This is a genomic window from Polymorphospora sp. NPDC050346 (assembly GCF_040655695.1).
In the GTDB taxonomy this organism is placed as follows: Bacteria; Actinomycetota; Actinomycetes; order Mycobacteriales; family Micromonosporaceae; genus Polymorphospora; species Polymorphospora lycopeni.
Window position 1 is genome coordinate 27,207 of sequence record NZ_JBFAKM010000050.1, and the last position, 16,712, is coordinate 43,918.

Genomic DNA, 16,712 nt, shown 5'->3' on the forward strand with positions numbered 1-16,712 from the left:
CTGTCATCCGGGAGTCGTCATCGCCTCCAGGGCATCGATGACCACGCCCCACTCGAATGAGTCGGCGTCGTCTTTTGGGCGTATTGCGCTGGTGGGAAGGACATGGATTCCGTGGCCGGCAAGGGTGCTTAGATGGCGCGGAAATGCGGGGTGGCGGGTAAGGGCGGTCTTGGCGTAGGGGGCGAGCAGGGTTGGGGTCTGGTTCCCCAGGGCTTCGTTGAGGATGCCGAGGGCGAGGCTGTCGTTGATACCCGCAGCCCATTTGTTGATGGTGTTGAAGGTTGCGGGAACCACGGCGACGGCATCGGCCGGTGGGAGCGGGCGTGGCTCGTCGGGGTGGCGTTGGCGGTGCAGGACAGGGTGTCCGGTGCGTGTGGCCAGGTCGTCTATGTCTAGCCAGGTTGCGGCGGTGGAGGTGGCGATAACGTGGACAGACCAGCGATTGCGCTGGAGAGCATCGACGAGTTCAGCTATGCGTCGGACCGGCGGGGCGGCGCAGACGACCAGGTGCAGGGTTCGGGTTGGTGGGATGTGGGTGTGCACCAGTCGGTGAGGCTTGCGCAAGGGGCGAGGCGGATGCGAGGCGGTAGTGGGGTGATGGATGTGGATCGATAGACTGGGTCCGTGGGGCGATAGGGGCGAGAGCTTCCCAGCCCAGTTAGGCACGCGCTCGCTTTCAAGGGGTTCCCACTGGCCCAAGTCCGACCTCCACTATGGCGATTCCGCCGCACTCGCCGGCGACGATTTCTTCGTTTTCAGGCAACGGGCTCGCCGACAAGATCGCTTCGTGGGACGAGATCGAGCTGACGGTTGTGGGTTCCTGCCCGAACCCGATCGGAACGGGTCACCGTTGCAGGTCGGCGAATGGTGTCCAGCGGGCGTGGCTGTCCCGATCCTGCACAGTTCGAAGGCGGAGTGCGAACTCGTCAGTGATGCCGGGGGTGCTGCGCAGCAAGGGAGCGGCTGCGGCGATCATCTTAAGTTCGCGTGCCTGGCGGAGTACCGGCCAAGCGGGATCGGTGGTGACGTCGCGGCCGTAGGCTGTGGCCAGGCGGCGGTGTGCGCCGTGGCGCCCGAAGCGGGCTTCGCCGACCGGGACTGCGGTGAGGTCGACCTGCCAGGGGCCGAGGCTGGTCGCGTCGAAGTCGCAAAGGACCACGCCGCCATCTGGGGTGCGTAGGAGATTCCCGGTGTGGGCGTCGCCGTGGATGAGCGTGGGCGGTGCTGTGTCGCGCAGTGCGTCGACTTGTGGCGCGAGTTGGTCGCACCACGTGAGTAGATAGTCATGGTCGTGTTCGCTGAGGCCCTCGGCGTCGGTGATGCGTCGGCGGGCGTCTCCTACTGGGTCCCATGCGGGCAGGTCGAACGGCGGTGGGGCGATGCGGTGGAAGTGTTGGAGGACGTGGCCGAGGTCCTCGATGGTGGGTTCCGGTGGTGTGGGCGGGATGTAGTCCCAGATGGTTGCGGCGAAGTCGTCGACGAGGACGGGTTGGTCGATTCCGGGCGTCAGGCGGATGGTCGCGGCGTTGGTGGCGGTGAACCAGATGCCGAGGGCGGCAACCTTGTCGGCTCGGTCGCGTAGCCGTTGGGTGCGGCTGATCCGGATGACGATGCCCGGCTGTGGGAGGGCGAAGACGGCGTTGTTGGTGAGCTGGAGTAGCCGGGCGTCGGTGTGAGGGACCTGTAGTTTGCCGGTGATCCGGTGCAGGATCGCTGTCATCGTTTCAGCGGTAAATCGGCCGCTCGTACGATCGGTCACAGAATCACCGGCTCAACGCGGGTCAGGGCATGCTCGAAGTCGCGGACTGCTGGGCGGGCTCGGTGCGCGGTGAGGTCCCTGCGCAGGTTGCGTACCCGGTCGGTGACTCGGGCGGAGACCAATCGCCGGGTACGGGACAGGAGGGTGTTGCCGGTCGTGACCGCCTCGTCGGGTGCGCCGGCGATGAATAGCGCGCTGCACAGACCGACCTGGTTCAGAACGGTGCTGCGTACGTTCTGCGGGCCGAACGCGGTAATGGCCTGGGTGGTCCAGTGCACCGCCTGGTCGCCGAAGCGGGGATCCTGGCGGGCCATGTCGCGGTACACCCGTCCGTACTGGGCGTAGACCTCGCCGAGGTCGAAGAAGGCCATCCAGTCCGGCTCCTGGGTGTGGTCGGCCTGTTCGAACGCACCGGTTGCCGATACCAATCGGGCCTGCGCGGCGTCGTGTTGGCCGAGCGCGGCCAAAGATGAAGCCTCGGCGCCGTCGAGCATCGCCGTGATGGCCGGGGTCGCCATCACGCCCACGTGTTCCCTCGCGAGTCGTACCGTCTCAACGGCGTCGCGATTGTGGCGTAGGTGCTGGAACTGGCGTGCCTGGCAGTAGCGGATTCGCGCGGCCAGGCGCGCATCGTCCGCAGCCACCGCGGCCCGCTCCGCGGACAGCCAGTGCCGTTGCGCGTCGGTGTGATGGCCGGCGTCGAACGCCGTCCAGCCGGCCAACTGCCTGACTTCCGCACACGCGGTGAGCAGTACCGGTCGGACGGTATCGCTGACGGAGCCGTGGAGAAGATCGGAGACGGTTTCGGCGAAACGGGCCACCTCCCGGTAGAGGGCACCGCCACCATGCTCGTAGTCCACAGATCGGTACAGGGTGGTGATCGCACGGACCCGAGCGACATCGGTCATCCCGAACTGGCCAACCGGCCTGCTGGTACCCAATAGGCCGGAAGCCGCAGCGACGGCCGTGACCCCGGCGAGCAACGTGCGACGCCGCTCGAGCTTGACCTGGCCGGCACCATCTGCCGAGCTGCTTGCGGCGAGTATGGAGAAACGCTTCAAGACCTCATCAGCCACGCCACTCAGATATCGGTCGAGCAGCGATTGACTGAACGGGGACAGCGGCCGCCCCTCCTCCCAGTTCGTGACCGAGCGCAGCGTGACGCCGAGCTTGCGGGCGAACTCGGTCTTGGTCATCCGGGACGCGGTCCGAAGGGCTTTGACGTTTTCTGCTGACCACTGGTGCACATCCCCCATGCGCCTCCCCTCTCCGATCTTGGCTGTGGAGTACTGATCTTTCCGGTGAGCTTTCCGGCCGCCTATCGCCTGATTCCACTTCGATGCGTTCCCACCGGTCAAGTCCTGCCCCAACCTGGTCATCGGGCGCTGGGTTCCAGACCGTCGATACTCCGCATCGGACACCCGCCGAAGCGAACGCGCCCTTGCCATACCAAGCTCGTGGCCGGCGTGACCTGGATCTCTGCCCGGCCGGAGCATACGAGAAAGGCCAGGGAGAGGATTCTGGATGACGGATCGCGAGCTGCCAGATCCTGCTCACACGGCCCGAGACGGGGCTGGAAGCGACGACCCGTTCGGTGCAGCTACGGATCGGCCCAGCGCCGCCCGGGTGTACGACGTACTGCTTGGTGGGTCGGCGAACTTCGAGGTCGATCGCGAGATGGCTGGTCGGATGCTGGCGGCAGAGCCGCAGGCTGACCGGTTTGCGCGGGCGAACAGGAGCTTCCTTCGGCGTGCGGTGCAGGGATTGCTGGATGAGGGCGTCGACCAGTTTGTTGATCTTGGCTCGGGTTTGCCGACGGTGGGGAACGTGCACGAGATCGTGCATGCCGCGAACCCTGATGGTCGGGTTGTGTACGTCGATGTGGATCCGGTGGCTGTCGGGTACAGCCGGTACCTTCTTGCCGGCGTGGATGAGGCCGCGGTGGTCCAGGCCGATGTCCGTGACGTGGATGCGGTCCTCGATGCTGCCGAGACTCGGCGGCTGATCGACTTTTCCCGGCCTGTCGGGGTTCTCGCGGTGGCGGTGCTTCACTTCGTCGACGACGACCCGGCAGGGATCCTCGACCGGTTTCGGATGGCCACGGTGCCGGGCAGCTACCTGGTGCTGTCGCACCTGACCACACCGGCGCAGATGACGCGGGAGACCGTTGGGGTGGTCCAGCGGTACCGGGAGTCGACCAGGTCCCCGTTGACGTTCCGGAGCCGGGACCAGGTAGTGGATCTGTTCGCCGGCTGGGAGTTGCTGCCGCCGGGGGTGGTGCCGGTCGACCAGTGGTCGCCGGAGCCCGGAGACCTTGAGGAGTCCGCGGATCTGGGCCCGGTGCCGATCTGGGCGGGTGTGGGTCTGCGGGGATCTGTGTAGCTGTCGCCGGTCGGGGCCGGCGGCAGGAGTCCGCAGGGTCTGGCCGGTGGATCGGCGCGCCCATCGCGCGCCTGTTTTATCCATCTGGGGAGGATAAGTGAGTATCGGAATCATGCGCCGCGCAGGCGCTGCGGCGGTGGTCGGCCTGCTGGCTCTTACCGCCGGGTGCACCACCGGCACGCCGGCGAAGACGCCGGACGGCGTGGACAGGGTCACGTACCTGACCGCGGTGGCGTCGTTCGGTCGGGAGGCGTACGCCTGGGTGGCGCTGGAGAAGGGCTTCTTCCGCGACCGGAACATCGAGGTGGAGATCAAGCCCGGGCAGGGGTCGGCGGACAACCTGAAGCTGTTGGCGGCTGGTCAGGCGCAGTTCTCCGCGAACGACCTGTCCGGGGTGATGGTCATGCTCGGGGAGGGGAATCACAAGGGTGGTGTGCGGGCGGTCGCGGCGATCCAGCAACGGACGCTGAACTCGATCACCGTTTTGCGGGAGTCGGGGATCAGCGTGCCGGCGGACCTGGTCGGGAAGAAGATCGGCGGGGTCCCTGGTGGTGCGCCTATGTTGTTGTGGCCCGCTTACGCGAAGCTGGCCGGGATTGACCCTACGAGGGTGCAGTGGGTGAACGTGCCCGCGCAGCAGACTCCGGCGACCCTCGCCTCCGGGAAGGTCGACGGGATCGGTCAGTTCACTGTCGCCCGTGGCACGGTCGAGAAGGCGGCCCAGGGCCGGCCGGTGCATCTGTTGCCGTACTCGGATGTCATCGCTGACCTGTACGGCAATGCCCTCATCGCCCCGACCCGGTTGATCGACGAGGATCCGGATCTGGTGCGCCGGTTCAGCGAAGCCCTGCTCGAGGGTCTCGTGTATGCCATCGACCACCCGGACGAGGCCGGCCAGATCCTGCACAAGCACGTCCCGTCGGCCGACCCGGCCGCGGCCGCGCAGGAGGTCGCGCTGATGCAGCCCTATGTGCTGTCGAACGCCCGCGCCGGCGTACTCGACCCGGAACGGATCGCCCGCGCCATCGCCGTCCTGCAGGGTGCCGGTGTCATTCCTGCCGGTCTGACGCCCACGGATGTGGTCGCGACCGGGTTCGTCCCCGCCTGATCTTTCCTCCCCAGCAGGGTGGGCCGGGAGGTTCCTGGGCGCCTCCGGCCGGATGCTCCCGGCCCACCCGCCTCTCATCTGGAGTGCTCGTCATGACCGACGCGACTGTCACACCACACGGTTACGCCTACGACAACGACCAGCCGTCTGCCCGCCGGCACCTGTCCGCGCTTGCCAGGGCCCTGGACGACTTCACCATCGGCCGGCTGCAGCATCTGGGCCTGGCCGGTAAGCGCTGCCTGGAGATCGGTGCCGGCGGCAGCGAGATCGCGGTCTGGCTGGCCGCTCAGGTCGGTCCGGCCGGCACAGTCATTGCGACGGATCTGAAGCCGCGGCACATCGGTTCGCACCCGCGGCTGACCGTGCTCCGGCACGACATCACCACCGATCCGCTTCCCGACGGCCCGTTCGACCTCATCCACGCCCGCCTGGTCCTCATGCACCTGCCACAGCGGGAGCAGCTCCTCGCCATCCTCGCGGCCGCCCTCGCTCCTGGCGGTGTCCTAATGGTCGAGGACTGGCACGCCACCGCCGACGCCGTCGTCCTCGACGCGGCCACCGACGACGACCGGGACCTGTTCACCACCTACCAGCGTGCGGTCAACCAGCGCGTCTTCCAGGCCGCCGGCTCCGACCCGCAATGGTCGCTGCGCCTGCACCAGCAGATGCGGCTCGCCGGGCTCCACGACGTCGACACGGTCATCAACGCCCCGGTCTGGCACTCCGGCAGCCCAGGACTGATCCTCGCCCTGACCGCGATCGCCGAACACCGCGACCGGCTGCACGCTGCCGGCCTGACCGACGCTGACCTCACCCGCGTCGAACGCCTGCTCATCAGTTCCGACGGCGGGCTCGTCGTACGCGGCCACCAGCTCTACTCGGTCAGCGGTCGCAAGCCGTGACCGCCCGCCGCGCAGCAACCGCCGCTCCGCCAATCGTCGGCACGGCGCCAGCCACCGTGCAGCAGATTCCGCGGCTGCCGGCAAAGGCCGGAACCAGCGCGTTCGCCAGTGGTACCGCGATGTACGGCCGGCAGCGCCGAACCCGAACCTGATCCTGACCCGCACATCGCTGCCGTCCACCGCTTTAGCGCCCGCCGGGTAGATGGGGCGAGACGTCCGGCCCGTGCCACGCCGACACGTCTCCCGTCGCTGGCCGATGGGTTTCCCACCGGCCAGCACCACCGTCTACCTACCGCCAACCGGGCCCTGCCTGGCCAGCCAAAGGAGAGACCACTGGGTGCGGGCCACCTCCTCGGCCCGCACCCCGGGGTCCAGCCGGCGTCCGAGCCGACCATCGGCCAACGTGCCGACTGTCCTCGCCACGTCTTCTCGTCCACCTGCCCACCACGGAGCACCACCGCCATGGACCGACCGCGTTGGCCTGACAACCCCAGCGAGCCCGACGAACGCCGCAAGGCGCCGCCGCGCCGCTGGCCGGCGTTGCCGCCCGAGCCGTTGCAGAAAGGGTTCGCGGTGCGCAGGGACTGGCCCGACGGCACCCACACCTTCGTCGGGTTCAGCCACACCGCCGATCAGGCCCAGCGCCGGCTCGCCGGTGACCGCGACTACTGGCAGCGTGGCCCGCTGCGGCCAGCAGGCTGGTCGATCGTCGAGATCACCCGCTACCAGATGAACACGCACTACAACCAGACCGACTGCCGCTCACCGGCCTGCCCCACCGGCATCCCCACCGAGACGCCATCCGCCGGCCGCCTCACCGCGCCACCGGAGACCACTGAACAGCAGGAGCCCGCGATAACGGCGGGTGGCCGTAGCTGGTCGCCGCGCGCGCTGCTGCGGCGACTCATCGGTCGACATCTTCCACGGCTGGCGGACAACGTACGCGCCTTCTGGCAGCCGCCGCCACAGGCCGGGCCGCACACCCACCCGACGGACAAGCCATGACGCGGGCACTGCCCTGCGGCCCGAATCTCCATGCCCTGTCCAGGCCATCATCGACCCGCCAGCAGAGGTACACCATGGCGCCAGACCCATCCAACAAACCCGAGTCCGACCAGCCGCCTCTCGTCACCAGCAGGCCGCTCCTGCTCGACGACGGCCGGGTGGTCACACCGCGATACCTCGGCGGAACCTACACCCTGTGTGAACTACTGCACCGACCCGACACCGGCGAACCGGCGACAACCCGTCAGGGTCTGGATCTCCGAAGCTTCCGCCCCGCCGGCAGCCTGGTCCCCCTGCCCAACACAACCCTGGCCAGCGCAGCACCCGTCGGCGCCGACCCCGCAACTGGCGGGGCCCGCCACCGTGACCAGCCGCGGGTTTGAGAGACCCAGACGCCGCCGGCCACACCCAACCCGCCCCTGCAAAATGCCCATCTCCTCAAGGAGCAGTGTCGTGCCATACAAGCGGCCGCCGACCAGCCTGCGCGCACGATGGCTGGCCGAGCAGATGCGCCGCCTGCGCAAAGAACGCGGCGTCACCCTGAAGACCGCCAGCCGGCACCTCGGCATCGACCACTCCGCCCTGGCCAGACGAGAAAAGGCCGAGTGGCCGTTCCTCGACGGGGTCGCCTCGCTACTCGACGTCTACCAGCTCGCCGACGGTCGCCGCCGCACCACGCTGTTGCGCCTTGACGCAGACACCCACCGACGCGACGCGTGGGATCGCGACGACATCCCGCCAAGTAACCCGGACCAGCAGGAGAACGCTGTGCCCTTCCCCGAACGTCACCGGCCAACCGTCCGTAACCAGTGGCTGGCCGAACAACTCCGACAACTACGCGTCGACCGCCGACTCACCCTGCAACAGGTCGGTACGCAGCTCGGCGTCGACTGGACCAGCGTTGGCCGGTTAGAACGCGGCGAACTCAAACTCAAGTACGACATCGTCACCGCACTGCTCGACCTCTACCACGTCTTCGACGACCGCCAGCGCGACCAACTGTGCTCCCTCGCCCTCGACGCCCGCCACGGCGACCACTGGGACGTCGACTTCGGCGACGAACTCGACTACCGCCCCTACGTCAACCTCGCCTGGCTCGAAACCCGCGCCACCCGCATCCGCTACTACGCCACCACCCGCATCCCCGACCTGCTCCAAACCCCCGAGTACACCGCCCGCCTCATCCATACCCAGATGGGCATCCGCCACCCCACCCCCGAACACCAGGCCGCCGTCGCCGCCCACGCCGCCCGCCGCACCGCGTTCCACGAGGGCAAGACCCGGCTGTCCGCCGTGATCACCGAAGCCGCCCTACGAACCCACGTCGGCGACGCCCACCTGATGGACCAACAGGTCGCCCACCTGCACAAACTTGCCGACCAGCCCCGCTACACCATCCGCGTCCTGCCCGACGGGCACGAGATCGCCGCCCGATACGACACCCCGTTCACCGTCTTCGACATGCCCGACCCCTACCCACCCGTCGCCGTCACCCACAGCCTCGCCGGCCGCCTCTACCTCGAACACCCCCGCAGCCTGCGCTTCACCGTCGCCCACGACCACCTCCACACCGCCGCCCACAACCTCGTCCCCGACCCGGCCAGCCCACCCACCCAACCGAACGAGACCGCCAGCCGTGCCTCCATCGCAGCAATCCCGCGCACTCTGAACGACGCACGTCACCGCACAGCGGCCACGAACGGCACTGCCCGCACACAGCCGAACCCGACCGCTCCACGCGTCAACGGCCCACACCACACGCCGCCTACCCCGGCACCCGGCCAGAACAGCAGGGAGGAACGATGAGCCAGTCCTTCCACACCGCTGACGGCACGGCGCTGTGGAGTCCGTCGAACTCGATCGCAGCCCTGTTCGCCGGGACAGCGCAGACCCTCACCCAGATCACCGCCACCCCCTCCGGTATCGCACCGCCAAGCCAGGATGGGTACGTCGTCGACCTCGACGAGTTCATCGTCTTCGTCGCCGCCGTCACCCGCTGGTACGACAGCACCCGCCACGACTGCCGGCACGCCCTGGCCGCCGGCTGGCTCTCCGTCGCCCGCGCCAAGTTCCTCGGCGAGACGCCGCTACCCGGCCACACCGACATCCAGGTCATCGACCACAGCCTCCGTCCGGCGATCGACCACACCGCCCGGCTCACCGACTACGTCCGCGCCTTCCTCACCTGGGAACCCAAGCGCTGGCCAACCGATCCGTTCGGGGCCGAGTTCCTCGCCGACTACATCGACACCGCCCACACCCGACTCCGCGAAGGCAGCAGCGACTACATACCGACCTTCTTCGGCGGCGGATACGACATCGACCTGCGCGGCGCGGTCCTGGACGGCATGCCCCTGGACGACGCCTGGCTGTGCGACTGCAACCTCGAAGGCGTCTCACTACGCGACACCCGCCTCTACAAAGCCAACCTCACCCAAGGACGACTCGACCACGCCGACCTCACCGGCGCCCTCCTCCGCAAAACCGACCTGTACAAGGCGTCGGCACGCGGAACCATCCTGCGCGCCGCCGACCTGCGCGGCCTCTCCGCGTTCGACGCCAACCTCCGCGACGCCGACCTGTCCGGCGCAGCACTCCACCACGCCTCACTCAACCGCGCCGACCTACGCGGCGCCAACCTACACACCGCCAGATTCGACAACGGATGGATCAGCCTCGAAGGCGCCAAAATCGCCGACGCCCGGTTCGACGGCGCCATCGGCTGCATCTGGGGACCATGCGACATCAGCGACACCAACAACCCCCACCTACTCGACGGCACCGAACTCGAACAATGGTTCACCGACAACCACCCCGACGCCCAGATCACCATCCGACGCACCCCACGCCGATCCACTGCCGCAGCAGCAACGCCGCCGTGACCGACCACCGCTCTAAAACAATCCGCGAGAAGGCGACCACTACTAACCAGAGACAAGCACGATACGTTCGGGCGTTGGTCAGAATGCCTTTCACTCTCACGTCCGTTCTATCTACGGCTGCCCGATCGCGCAGCATTGCCGCCCCACCGTCCTTTTCGAAGACGGCGAACAGGACGAAATCGGCAACCCAGTTCGGTTCCATTAAACATGGTTCACTCGATCGTGGACTTGATCCATGGTCACGCAGTGGCGAAGCCTGACAAGATGCGTCGATCTTCGACCGCATCCCGACAGGCATCTCGTCTTTTCAGACTGACTACCTGCGAATCGAGGTTTCCAGCCATGAATTCGTTTACCAGTATCATGGGCTTGTGTGTCGGAGTCGGCCTACTGCTCATCGTCGGAATCGGCTACAAGCTGGTCTGGCGTGGCGTACCTGAGCAGGGGACATCGCCAGCTCCACCCACATCCTGGGCGGGCTGGTCGATCACCCTCACCGTCACTGGCGTCATTCTTACTGTTTCCGGTGGCATCATGTATCTCTTCTATCCCCTCGACCTCCCCGGTGAACAGTCGAAGAATTTCATCTTCGGTGAACCGTCCGCGGTCTTTGGTCTCCTGCTTATCGCGGCAGCCGCATATCTGTGGCGGCGCGGAAACCACCTCACCCTCGACCGGATCTACGCCGTCCTGTCACCGATCGCCCTCCTCGTCGGGGGCATCGGACTGGTCATGGCATCCAACGCGGTCGGTGCTCTTGGTAACCAGATTTTCGAGACCGCGCCGGAATGTGAACCCGTCCTCGGCACCTGGCCCTCATGGATCATCGGCCCCGTGCTCACCACCATCATCACCGTTCTTCCCGGGCTTGGCTGCCTCGCGTTCTCGGCCGCAGCATGGTCGCGAAAGCGGGCCGCCTGGCTCCTGTGTGGAACGGCTTGGACCCTCGCGGGCATCGGACTGGTTGCCTTGGGGGCCTTCGTGGCCGGCGCGCACATCTTCATGGAATATTGCGCGTTGAGTCAATGAAATGCATTCGTCTGCACGCCTGGCGCGGGAGTCACTACATCGGCGCGGCAGAGCTGCTTACCACGCTCGGCCGGATCACTGCCGAACTGTCATGGGAGCTGCAGATCGACGAAGTCGCACCCGGCCCAGCAGGCGCAAGAATCGAGGCGCTTGTACGGCAGTCACGAGTTTGTACGTCTGAACTGATACTCGCCGCCTTCCTCGACGGTCAAATCATCGACGGCGAACTGCGCGGATACGTCGATGACGCCGACGAACCGTACATAGTCCTGCGAGCTGTGGATAGTACCGACTGGGACATCGAATGCGTCGACCCGGCGGTGTACTTCGCAGTCAAGACCGCACTTGTCAACTCAGTCGATACCTCCTCGTTCGTGGGCCAGGATCGATACAAGGCCGGGCCCACGGAGATCGCACCCTATGCTTGAATTGAATTCCTGGCTATCCCGCCTAGAGATTGGGGTGTCTCAGTCTCATTGGACGACTTTCGGTCCGTGGCCGTCGTGCGTCATCAGAGCCCAGACCCCATGTGCCTGCCTCATGTTCCGCAGCGCTGGTGAAAGGCTTCCCGCCGACGCCACAGTCATTGTCAGACGCATGGCGTGGTGACAAGTTTCTGGCCCGCGAGCGGCTGATCGTCCGTCAGTCGGCCCGCTGGTCCAGGTCGCAACAAAGCCAACCGGCCAGACCCATTGGGCGAACGGGACATGATCCGCCAGCCCTCTATCCGAAGGATTCCGATGACATCAGGTTGACGACGCGACCACCTTGCGCGCGGCGATGGTGGCAGCGGTACGCGACGAAGGGCTCGTCACCACCGACAGCGTCGCCGCGGCTATGAACGCGGTGCCCAGGCACGACTTCGCACCCGGCGAGCCGCTGGAGAAGGTGTATCAGACCAACACGACCCTGGTCCCCAAGATCGACGCGCAGGGGCGTCAAAGACCTGCCGGACCCGCGGCCGGCGGCGGGACTGTCTCGCGAACGGCACCTCTCTGACGCCAACGCCTTGACACAGAGAGGTGCCGTTAAATCCACAGACCCCAGGTCGGGCGGCCGGCGCCTCGGTACCACCCGCCCGACCCTCCAAAGGTCGCAAGTAACGCGAATAGTCGAACAACATTGGCAGTCCGCTGAAGCCCGCCGGTGGCCTTCGGTTTGCACCCGTTGTTGCGTCTGCTGAACCGGCGCCTGGCCAGGGCCTGTCTCGGGAACTTGACACTCCCGACCGGCACGCCGAAGCCCACGAGGTTTGCAGTGCCGCATCCATTGGGAGGGGTAGACGAGTTACCCACAGTAGAGGTCGGCGACGACAAGCGAGAGGTCAGGCTGCGGGCCTAACCTCGCGTTGCTGTGGCGTTGCGTTCATTGGTCGTGTGGCAGCCTGATTGACGTGACCTTGGACGGGGATGCCGGCGACCCAGGTCAGAACCCGGTCTAGGTGTTCGGGCGTGAGGCCGATGTGAGGGTCGGGTTGGATGAGCAGGGTCGGTGCCGTGGTGGCGGTTCGGTGGGCGGCCCATTCGTGGTCGAGGAGGGTGAAGTCGTCGTCGATCCAGGCGAGCGGGTCGTCGGCGGCCCATCGGGTGACGTGGTCGCGTTTCCAGAGGTAGCCGTTGGGGTGGCTGGTGGTGATGGCAGTCCGGGGTAGGTCGATGACGTCGAGGTCAGGCAGGCCGATTCGGGGGCCGATGTGGGTGTTGGCGTCGTGGCGCCAGCTGGTGCACCAGACGGGGTGAAGTTGGTGGGTGTCGAGCAGGTTGTTGATGAGGGTTTCGTGGCGCGGGTTCAGCCAGATGGGCACGGGTTGCGTCGGGTTGTGGCCGGTGGGGACGACGAGGTGGCGGACATGGGTTGGTGGTCCTTGTTGGTCGGTGTTGGGGAACGGGATCAACACTCCGTCGATGTCGAGTAGGAGGTGAGGCAGGTTCACGATTGTCTCCTCGCGGTCCGTCAGGTGGGGTGTGCGGTCATGATCAGACAGCCCGGCCTGGTGGTGGGAGGGAGAAACTGCTGGTCGTCGACGGTGAATCCGTGACGGGTGAGTAGATCGGTCCAGCCGGCTGGGCTGGGTATCCAGCGGGTGATGGGCCGGTGCTGTCCATCGGGTAGCGCGAGTGTGTCGGCGATCGGTCCGGGCGGGTTGTCGCTGCGGATGTGCGGCACACTGAATCCGAGTCGCCCACCGGCGTGCAGCCGTTGCCGGATACCGGCCAGGATCGGGTCGGGTGGGCTGAGGCCCAGCGCGCCGAAGGCGCAGTAGACGACGTCGAACGTGCGTTTGGTCGTGGTGAGGAACTCGGTAGCGTCGGCGGTGAGCAGGGTCAGGCCATCGAGGTGCCCGTAAAGGACCTTGGCGCGGTGGATCTGGGCGCGAGCGGCGTCCACGCCGATACCAACCGCTTGGTGATGGTGGACGAGGTGGGCGAGGTTGTGGGCTGGGCCGCAGCCGAGTTCGACAACGAGCTGGCCGGCCAGGTCGCCGAGGAGTTCCGCGCCGGGGCCGGTGTTCGGGTGCTGTGTCCATTGCATCCGGGCGGGTGGTGTACGGGCTTGCGGTGCCGTGTCGGCGAGGCGCTGTTTGGCGTGGGCCTGCCACGCCGCGGTGTTCGCCGCAGTGGTGGTCATGGGGCGAGCAGGTCGGCGGCTTCGCGCAGGTGCCTGCGCGCCGCGGTGATGTAGACGGGGTCGGTGGCCGGGTCGTTGATCCAGTGGACGGCCTGGTCCAGGTACCAGGTCACGGCCCAGACGCGGTGCCAGCCCAGCGCCCACTGCTGTGCCGGCAGCCCGCCACGCGGGGCCAGAACCTGCCGGTGGCCACCGGCGTCGGCGTAGGCATCGAGGAGTTCACGCAGCCGGGTGCTGTCGGGATCGTCGATGGTGCCGTGCCAGGAGGCCAGGTCGAGCAGGCCGGGTCCGTTGAACGCGCGGGCGAAGTCCAGCAGGCGCCAGCCACCTTCACCGATGTGCAGTGATGTCGGATGAAATTCGGAGTGGCAGAAACCGAAGGGTGCCAGCTGCGCTCCGGTCGCTCGCGCCGACGCGCAGCGGGACAGGGCGTGGAGTATGTCGGCGATGTCGTCGACGCCGGTCCACCGGCCGGAGTCTCGCAACGTGGTCACACGCTGCAGCGCCTGGCCGGGCAAGGCGGCCAAGCGTTGCTGGTCGAGGGTGTCGAGACCGGGTACGACGCCAGTCGCGTGCAGGCGGGCTGCGGCGGTCGCCCCGTCGTGGATGGTCGCCTCCCGCAGCGGGGCGCCGAGGTCCTCCAGGATCATGCCGAGGGTGCCCTTGCGCACCGTTGAGGCGTGCAGCTGTGGTACGGGCACCCTGCGGTTAGCGGCGAGGATGAGGGCTTTGTCTTCGGCGGTGAACGGGGCCGCCGCGTACTTGAAGATGACGGTGCCGGTGTCACTCAAGTGCAGCCGTTCGACGCCAGACAGCGTCCAGACCCGCAGCGGCTTACGGGCCGGCGTGCCGATGCCGGTCGTATCGACCAGGTCGCGGTAGAGATCGTCGATGACGTGAGCGTCCACGGGAGGATCCTGTCCGTCGGCGAAGGGGAGATGACTGTGCAACGAGTGGGTGCCCCGGGCAGGGGCGCCCACTCGCCGTTGTCGATCCGAAGCGGTCAGACGGTGACGCGCAGGGCGTCCACGGCGGCGACCCACTCGGTGCGGAAGGCCGACAGCTCGGTGCGGAACGTGTCCAGGGACGCACCGTAGGGCACGAGCGCGCCGCCGGACTGGTTGGGCACGGACTGGCAGCCGTGGACCAGACGGCCGCCGAGCGCGGCGTGGGCCTTCACGGACTCCAGCCGGCGGTGCTCGTTGAACCAGGTGCCGTGGTAGACCTCGTCGAGCATCTGGCCCTCGGTGTCGTCGAGGTCGAAGACGACGCCGGTGGCCGAGGGGAAGAACCAGCACGGGCCGACGTTGGAGATGCGCCCGTCGTCCTCGACCTTGTTCAGCGCCATGAACGTGGCGACCTGGCGCAGCATCCGCAGGTGATCGGCGGTCACCCCGTCCAAGCCGAGGCCGTTGAGGTGCTCCTGTCGGAACAGGTAGTCATAGACGTGCCAGGCCGTGGTCAGGACCTGGCCGGCGTCGCTGGTGGAGCGGCTGTAGGTCTTGATGAAGTCCAGGGTGACCTGCTCCAGCGCGGTGTCGGCGGTCTCGTCGACGCTCAGCAGCTCGGCTTCGACGATGGCCCAGTCGCACAGCAGCCAGGTGGAATTCTCGAACCGAAAGAAGTAACAGGCCGGATCGATGGTCACCGTGGTGCCGTCAACGGTGATGCCGGGAATCCGGTTCCAGCGCGGGTCGAATGCTTCGGGCATCTCGACGGTGACGAGGTCGGATGCGACGACGTTGGTACTGGTCATGTTCCATACTCCCTGGATGGCAGAGGTCTCAACGTTTGCCGGCCCCTTCATCAAAGCCCCGCCAGCCGACACGCCGGAATGACCGGCTGTGGCACTTGTGTGGCACATCGCGACCACCACAGTCCGATCTCATGCTTCGATGGCAGCCAGGGAGGGAGGTCGGGTCCGTGGCGACGGTTCAGCAATGGAGCGGGCTACAGACGCGGGCACTGCGCCGCGCGATGCGCATGAGCGTCCGCACGTTCGCCGAACATCTCGGCGTCGCCGTCCGCACGGTGTCCAAATGGGAAAACCTCGCGGCCGGCACCGTCCCCAGGCCCGAAACCCCAGGCAATCCTCGACACCGCTCTCGCCCGCTGCGAACCGGCGACGCACCTGCGATTCGAGATCCTGCTGGCCGAAGACCCCGCCAGCACCTCGCGCAGGCCGGCCGCTATACCTGGGCCCCGGTCGTGGGACCACGAGTCCTGGACCGAGGATATCGAGCGCAGCGTTGCCGCGCTTGACGGTCAGAACTTTTCGTTCGCCGCCAGCTTGCTGGACCGGTGGCTGACGCGCTACCCGCCCCACGACCTCGACGCTACAGGGCTCTACCTGTTCGCCCGGACTACCGCCTTACGCGGCGACCTGCTGCGGGATCAAGGCACGGTGGTCGGGCCACTGTCGGCCGGACGCTGCTACGCCCGTGCCCAGTCGGTGTTCGAGCAGCTCGACATCCCGCGCCGCGTCGCGCAACTCGACCTGTCCCTGGCCGTGGTCGCCGAGATGGCCGGACACCTGGACACGGCTGCTCGCCGCTACGAAACCCTTGCCGCCGACCAGCGCCTGTCGCGCCGCGACCGGGCCCGTGCGCTGATGTGGATTGGTACCGCACTGAGCAAAAACGGCGAACACGCCTATGCCACCCGAGTGATGACCGCCGCCTGCCGCGACTTCGAAGACCTTTCCGAGCCGGAGGACTGGTCCGTCGCACACCAAAAACTCGCCCTCGCCCACCGCGGCGCCGGCGACCTCACCACCGCGCTCCACCTGATCAGCATCGCCCGCAACACGGCTACGAGCCACTCACCGCTGCAACGTGTACGCCTCGACACCGCCTATGGGCACATCCTGCTGACCGATCCCGCCACCGCTAACAACGGCCTGACTGTCCTCGCCGGAGCCGCCGGGTCTGTGGATTTAACGGTGTTTCCGGCCTGACCTGCCAGGCGTTGTGCCTGGTGAGGAGGGTGCCGTGATGACCGCGACACTGAACGACCAG

The 16,712-nt window shown here is 67.1% G+C and carries 17 protein-coding genes; 10 read left to right on the forward strand and 7 right to left on the reverse strand.

Going from position 1 to position 16,712, the window contains the following annotated elements:
* Positions 1–3: 3 nt before the first annotated feature.
* The 3 genes from AB0I42_RS33300 to AB0I42_RS33310 form a co-directional block, all read right to left on the reverse strand.
* Positions 4–543 (reverse strand): flavoprotein, encoded by a 540-nt coding sequence (locus tag AB0I42_RS33300; RefSeq protein WP_357543728.1) that lies wholly within the window; start codon positions 541–543, stop codon positions 4–6.
* Between the two features lie 301 nt (positions 544–844).
* Complete coding sequence (locus tag AB0I42_RS33305) at positions 845–1,720, reverse strand: phosphotransferase (protein WP_357543729.1); 876 nt, start codon at positions 1,718–1,720, stop codon at positions 845–847.
* Between the two features lie 35 nt (positions 1,721–1,755).
* A complete protein-coding gene (locus AB0I42_RS33310) occupies positions 1,756–3,255 on the reverse strand; it encodes a helix-turn-helix domain-containing protein (protein WP_357543730.1) in 1,500 nt (499 codons plus the stop codon).
* Between the two features lie 28 nt (positions 3,256–3,283).
* On the opposite strand from AB0I42_RS33310, the gene AB0I42_RS33315 reads away from it, so the two are divergent.
* From AB0I42_RS33315 to AB0I42_RS33355, 9 genes are all read left to right on the forward strand, one after another.
* Entirely contained in the window at positions 3,284–4,141 is an 858-nt protein-coding gene (locus AB0I42_RS33315; protein ID WP_357543731.1) for an SAM-dependent methyltransferase, read from the forward strand.
* A gap of 262 nt (positions 4,142–4,403) precedes the next feature.
* Entirely contained in the window at positions 4,404–5,249 is an 846-nt protein-coding gene (locus AB0I42_RS33320) for an ABC transporter substrate-binding protein (protein ID WP_357543732.1), read from the forward strand.
* A 92-nt stretch (positions 5,250–5,341) separates the two neighbouring features.
* Positions 5,342–6,151, forward strand: a complete 810-nt coding sequence (locus AB0I42_RS33325) for a methyltransferase domain-containing protein (protein ID WP_357543733.1) — start codon at positions 5,342–5,344, stop codon at positions 6,149–6,151.
* Between the two features lie 462 nt (positions 6,152–6,613).
* Positions 6,614–7,156: a hypothetical protein gene (locus tag AB0I42_RS33330; protein WP_357543734.1), complete on the forward strand. Its 543-nt coding sequence runs from the start codon at positions 6,614–6,616 to the stop codon at positions 7,154–7,156.
* A gap of 453 nt (positions 7,157–7,609) precedes the next feature.
* Positions 7,610–8,962: a Scr1 family TA system antitoxin-like transcriptional regulator gene (locus AB0I42_RS33335; RefSeq protein WP_357543735.1), complete on the forward strand. Its 1,353-nt coding sequence runs from the start codon at positions 7,610–7,612 to the stop codon at positions 8,960–8,962.
* Complete coding sequence (locus AB0I42_RS33340; RefSeq protein ID WP_357543736.1) at positions 8,959–10,038, forward strand: DUF6086 family protein; 1,080 nt, start codon at positions 8,959–8,961, stop codon at positions 10,036–10,038. Before AB0I42_RS33335 ends, AB0I42_RS33340 begins: the two co-directional genes overlap by 4 nt.
* Positions 10,039–10,380: 342 nt before the next feature.
* Complete coding sequence (locus tag AB0I42_RS33345) at positions 10,381–11,067, forward strand: DUF981 family protein (RefSeq protein WP_357543737.1); 687 nt, start codon at positions 10,381–10,383, stop codon at positions 11,065–11,067.
* The gene (locus AB0I42_RS33350; protein ID WP_357543738.1) at positions 11,064–11,495 is read left to right on the forward strand and encodes a hypothetical protein; all 432 of its coding nucleotides are present in this window, start codon (positions 11,064–11,066) and stop codon (positions 11,493–11,495) included. Before AB0I42_RS33345 ends, AB0I42_RS33350 begins: the two co-directional genes overlap by 4 nt.
* Positions 11,496–11,847: 352 nt before the next feature.
* Complete coding sequence (locus tag AB0I42_RS33355) at positions 11,848–12,066, forward strand: hypothetical protein (protein WP_357543739.1); 219 nt, start codon at positions 11,848–11,850, stop codon at positions 12,064–12,066.
* Between the two features lie 325 nt (positions 12,067–12,391).
* Here AB0I42_RS33355 and AB0I42_RS33360 read toward each other — a convergent pair whose 3' ends face one another.
* From AB0I42_RS33360 to AB0I42_RS33375, 4 genes are all read right to left on the reverse strand, one after another.
* Positions 12,392–13,000, reverse strand: a complete 609-nt coding sequence (locus tag AB0I42_RS33360; RefSeq protein WP_357543740.1) for an HAD domain-containing protein — start codon at positions 12,998–13,000, stop codon at positions 12,392–12,394.
* A gap of 20 nt (positions 13,001–13,020) precedes the next feature.
* Positions 13,021–13,695, reverse strand: a complete 675-nt coding sequence (locus AB0I42_RS33365; protein ID WP_357543741.1) for a class I SAM-dependent methyltransferase — start codon at positions 13,693–13,695, stop codon at positions 13,021–13,023.
* The gene (locus AB0I42_RS33370; RefSeq protein ID WP_357543742.1) at positions 13,692–14,603 is read right to left on the reverse strand and encodes a hypothetical protein; all 912 of its coding nucleotides are present in this window, start codon (positions 14,601–14,603) and stop codon (positions 13,692–13,694) included. Before AB0I42_RS33370 ends, AB0I42_RS33365 begins: the two co-directional genes overlap by 4 nt.
* Positions 14,604–14,698: 95 nt before the next feature.
* Complete coding sequence (locus tag AB0I42_RS33375; RefSeq protein WP_357543744.1) at positions 14,699–15,451, reverse strand: hypothetical protein; 753 nt, start codon at positions 15,449–15,451, stop codon at positions 14,699–14,701.
* A gap of 534 nt (positions 15,452–15,985) precedes the next feature.
* Between AB0I42_RS33375 and AB0I42_RS33380 the strand changes: the two genes are divergently transcribed.
* Positions 15,986–16,651, forward strand: coding sequence for a hypothetical protein (locus AB0I42_RS33380; RefSeq protein WP_357543745.1), 666 nt, complete (start codon positions 15,986–15,988; stop codon positions 16,649–16,651).
* The last annotated feature ends 61 nt before the right edge of the window (positions 16,652–16,712 follow it).

Coding starts and splice junctions, on each gene's coding strand:
- AB0I42_RS33305 (WP_357543729.1), bottom strand. CDS start 1,720: ATGACAGCGATCCTGCACCGGATCACCGGCAAACTACAGGTCCCTCAC.
- AB0I42_RS33310 (WP_357543730.1), bottom strand. CDS start 3,255: ATGCTCCGGCCGGGCAGAGATCCAGGTCACGCCGGCCACGAGCTTGGT.
- AB0I42_RS33315 (WP_357543731.1), top strand. CDS start 3,284: ATGACGGATCGCGAGCTGCCAGATCCTGCTCACACGGCCCGAGACGGG.
- AB0I42_RS33325 (WP_357543733.1), top strand. CDS start 5,342: ATGACCGACGCGACTGTCACACCACACGGTTACGCCTACGACAACGAC.
- AB0I42_RS33330 (WP_357543734.1), top strand. CDS start 6,614: ATGGACCGACCGCGTTGGCCTGACAACCCCAGCGAGCCCGACGAACGC.
- AB0I42_RS33340 (WP_357543736.1), top strand. CDS start 8,959: ATGAGCCAGTCCTTCCACACCGCTGACGGCACGGCGCTGTGGAGTCCG.
- AB0I42_RS33345 (WP_357543737.1), top strand. CDS start 10,381: ATGAATTCGTTTACCAGTATCATGGGCTTGTGTGTCGGAGTCGGCCTA.
- AB0I42_RS33350 (WP_357543738.1), top strand. CDS start 11,064: ATGAAATGCATTCGTCTGCACGCCTGGCGCGGGAGTCACTACATCGGC.
- AB0I42_RS33355 (WP_357543739.1), top strand. CDS start 11,848: ATGGTGGCAGCGGTACGCGACGAAGGGCTCGTCACCACCGACAGCGTC.
- AB0I42_RS33365 (WP_357543741.1), bottom strand. CDS start 13,695: ATGACCACCACTGCGGCGAACACCGCGGCGTGGCAGGCCCACGCCAAA.
- AB0I42_RS33375 (WP_357543744.1), bottom strand. CDS start 15,451: ATGACCAGTACCAACGTCGTCGCATCCGACCTCGTCACCGTCGAGATG.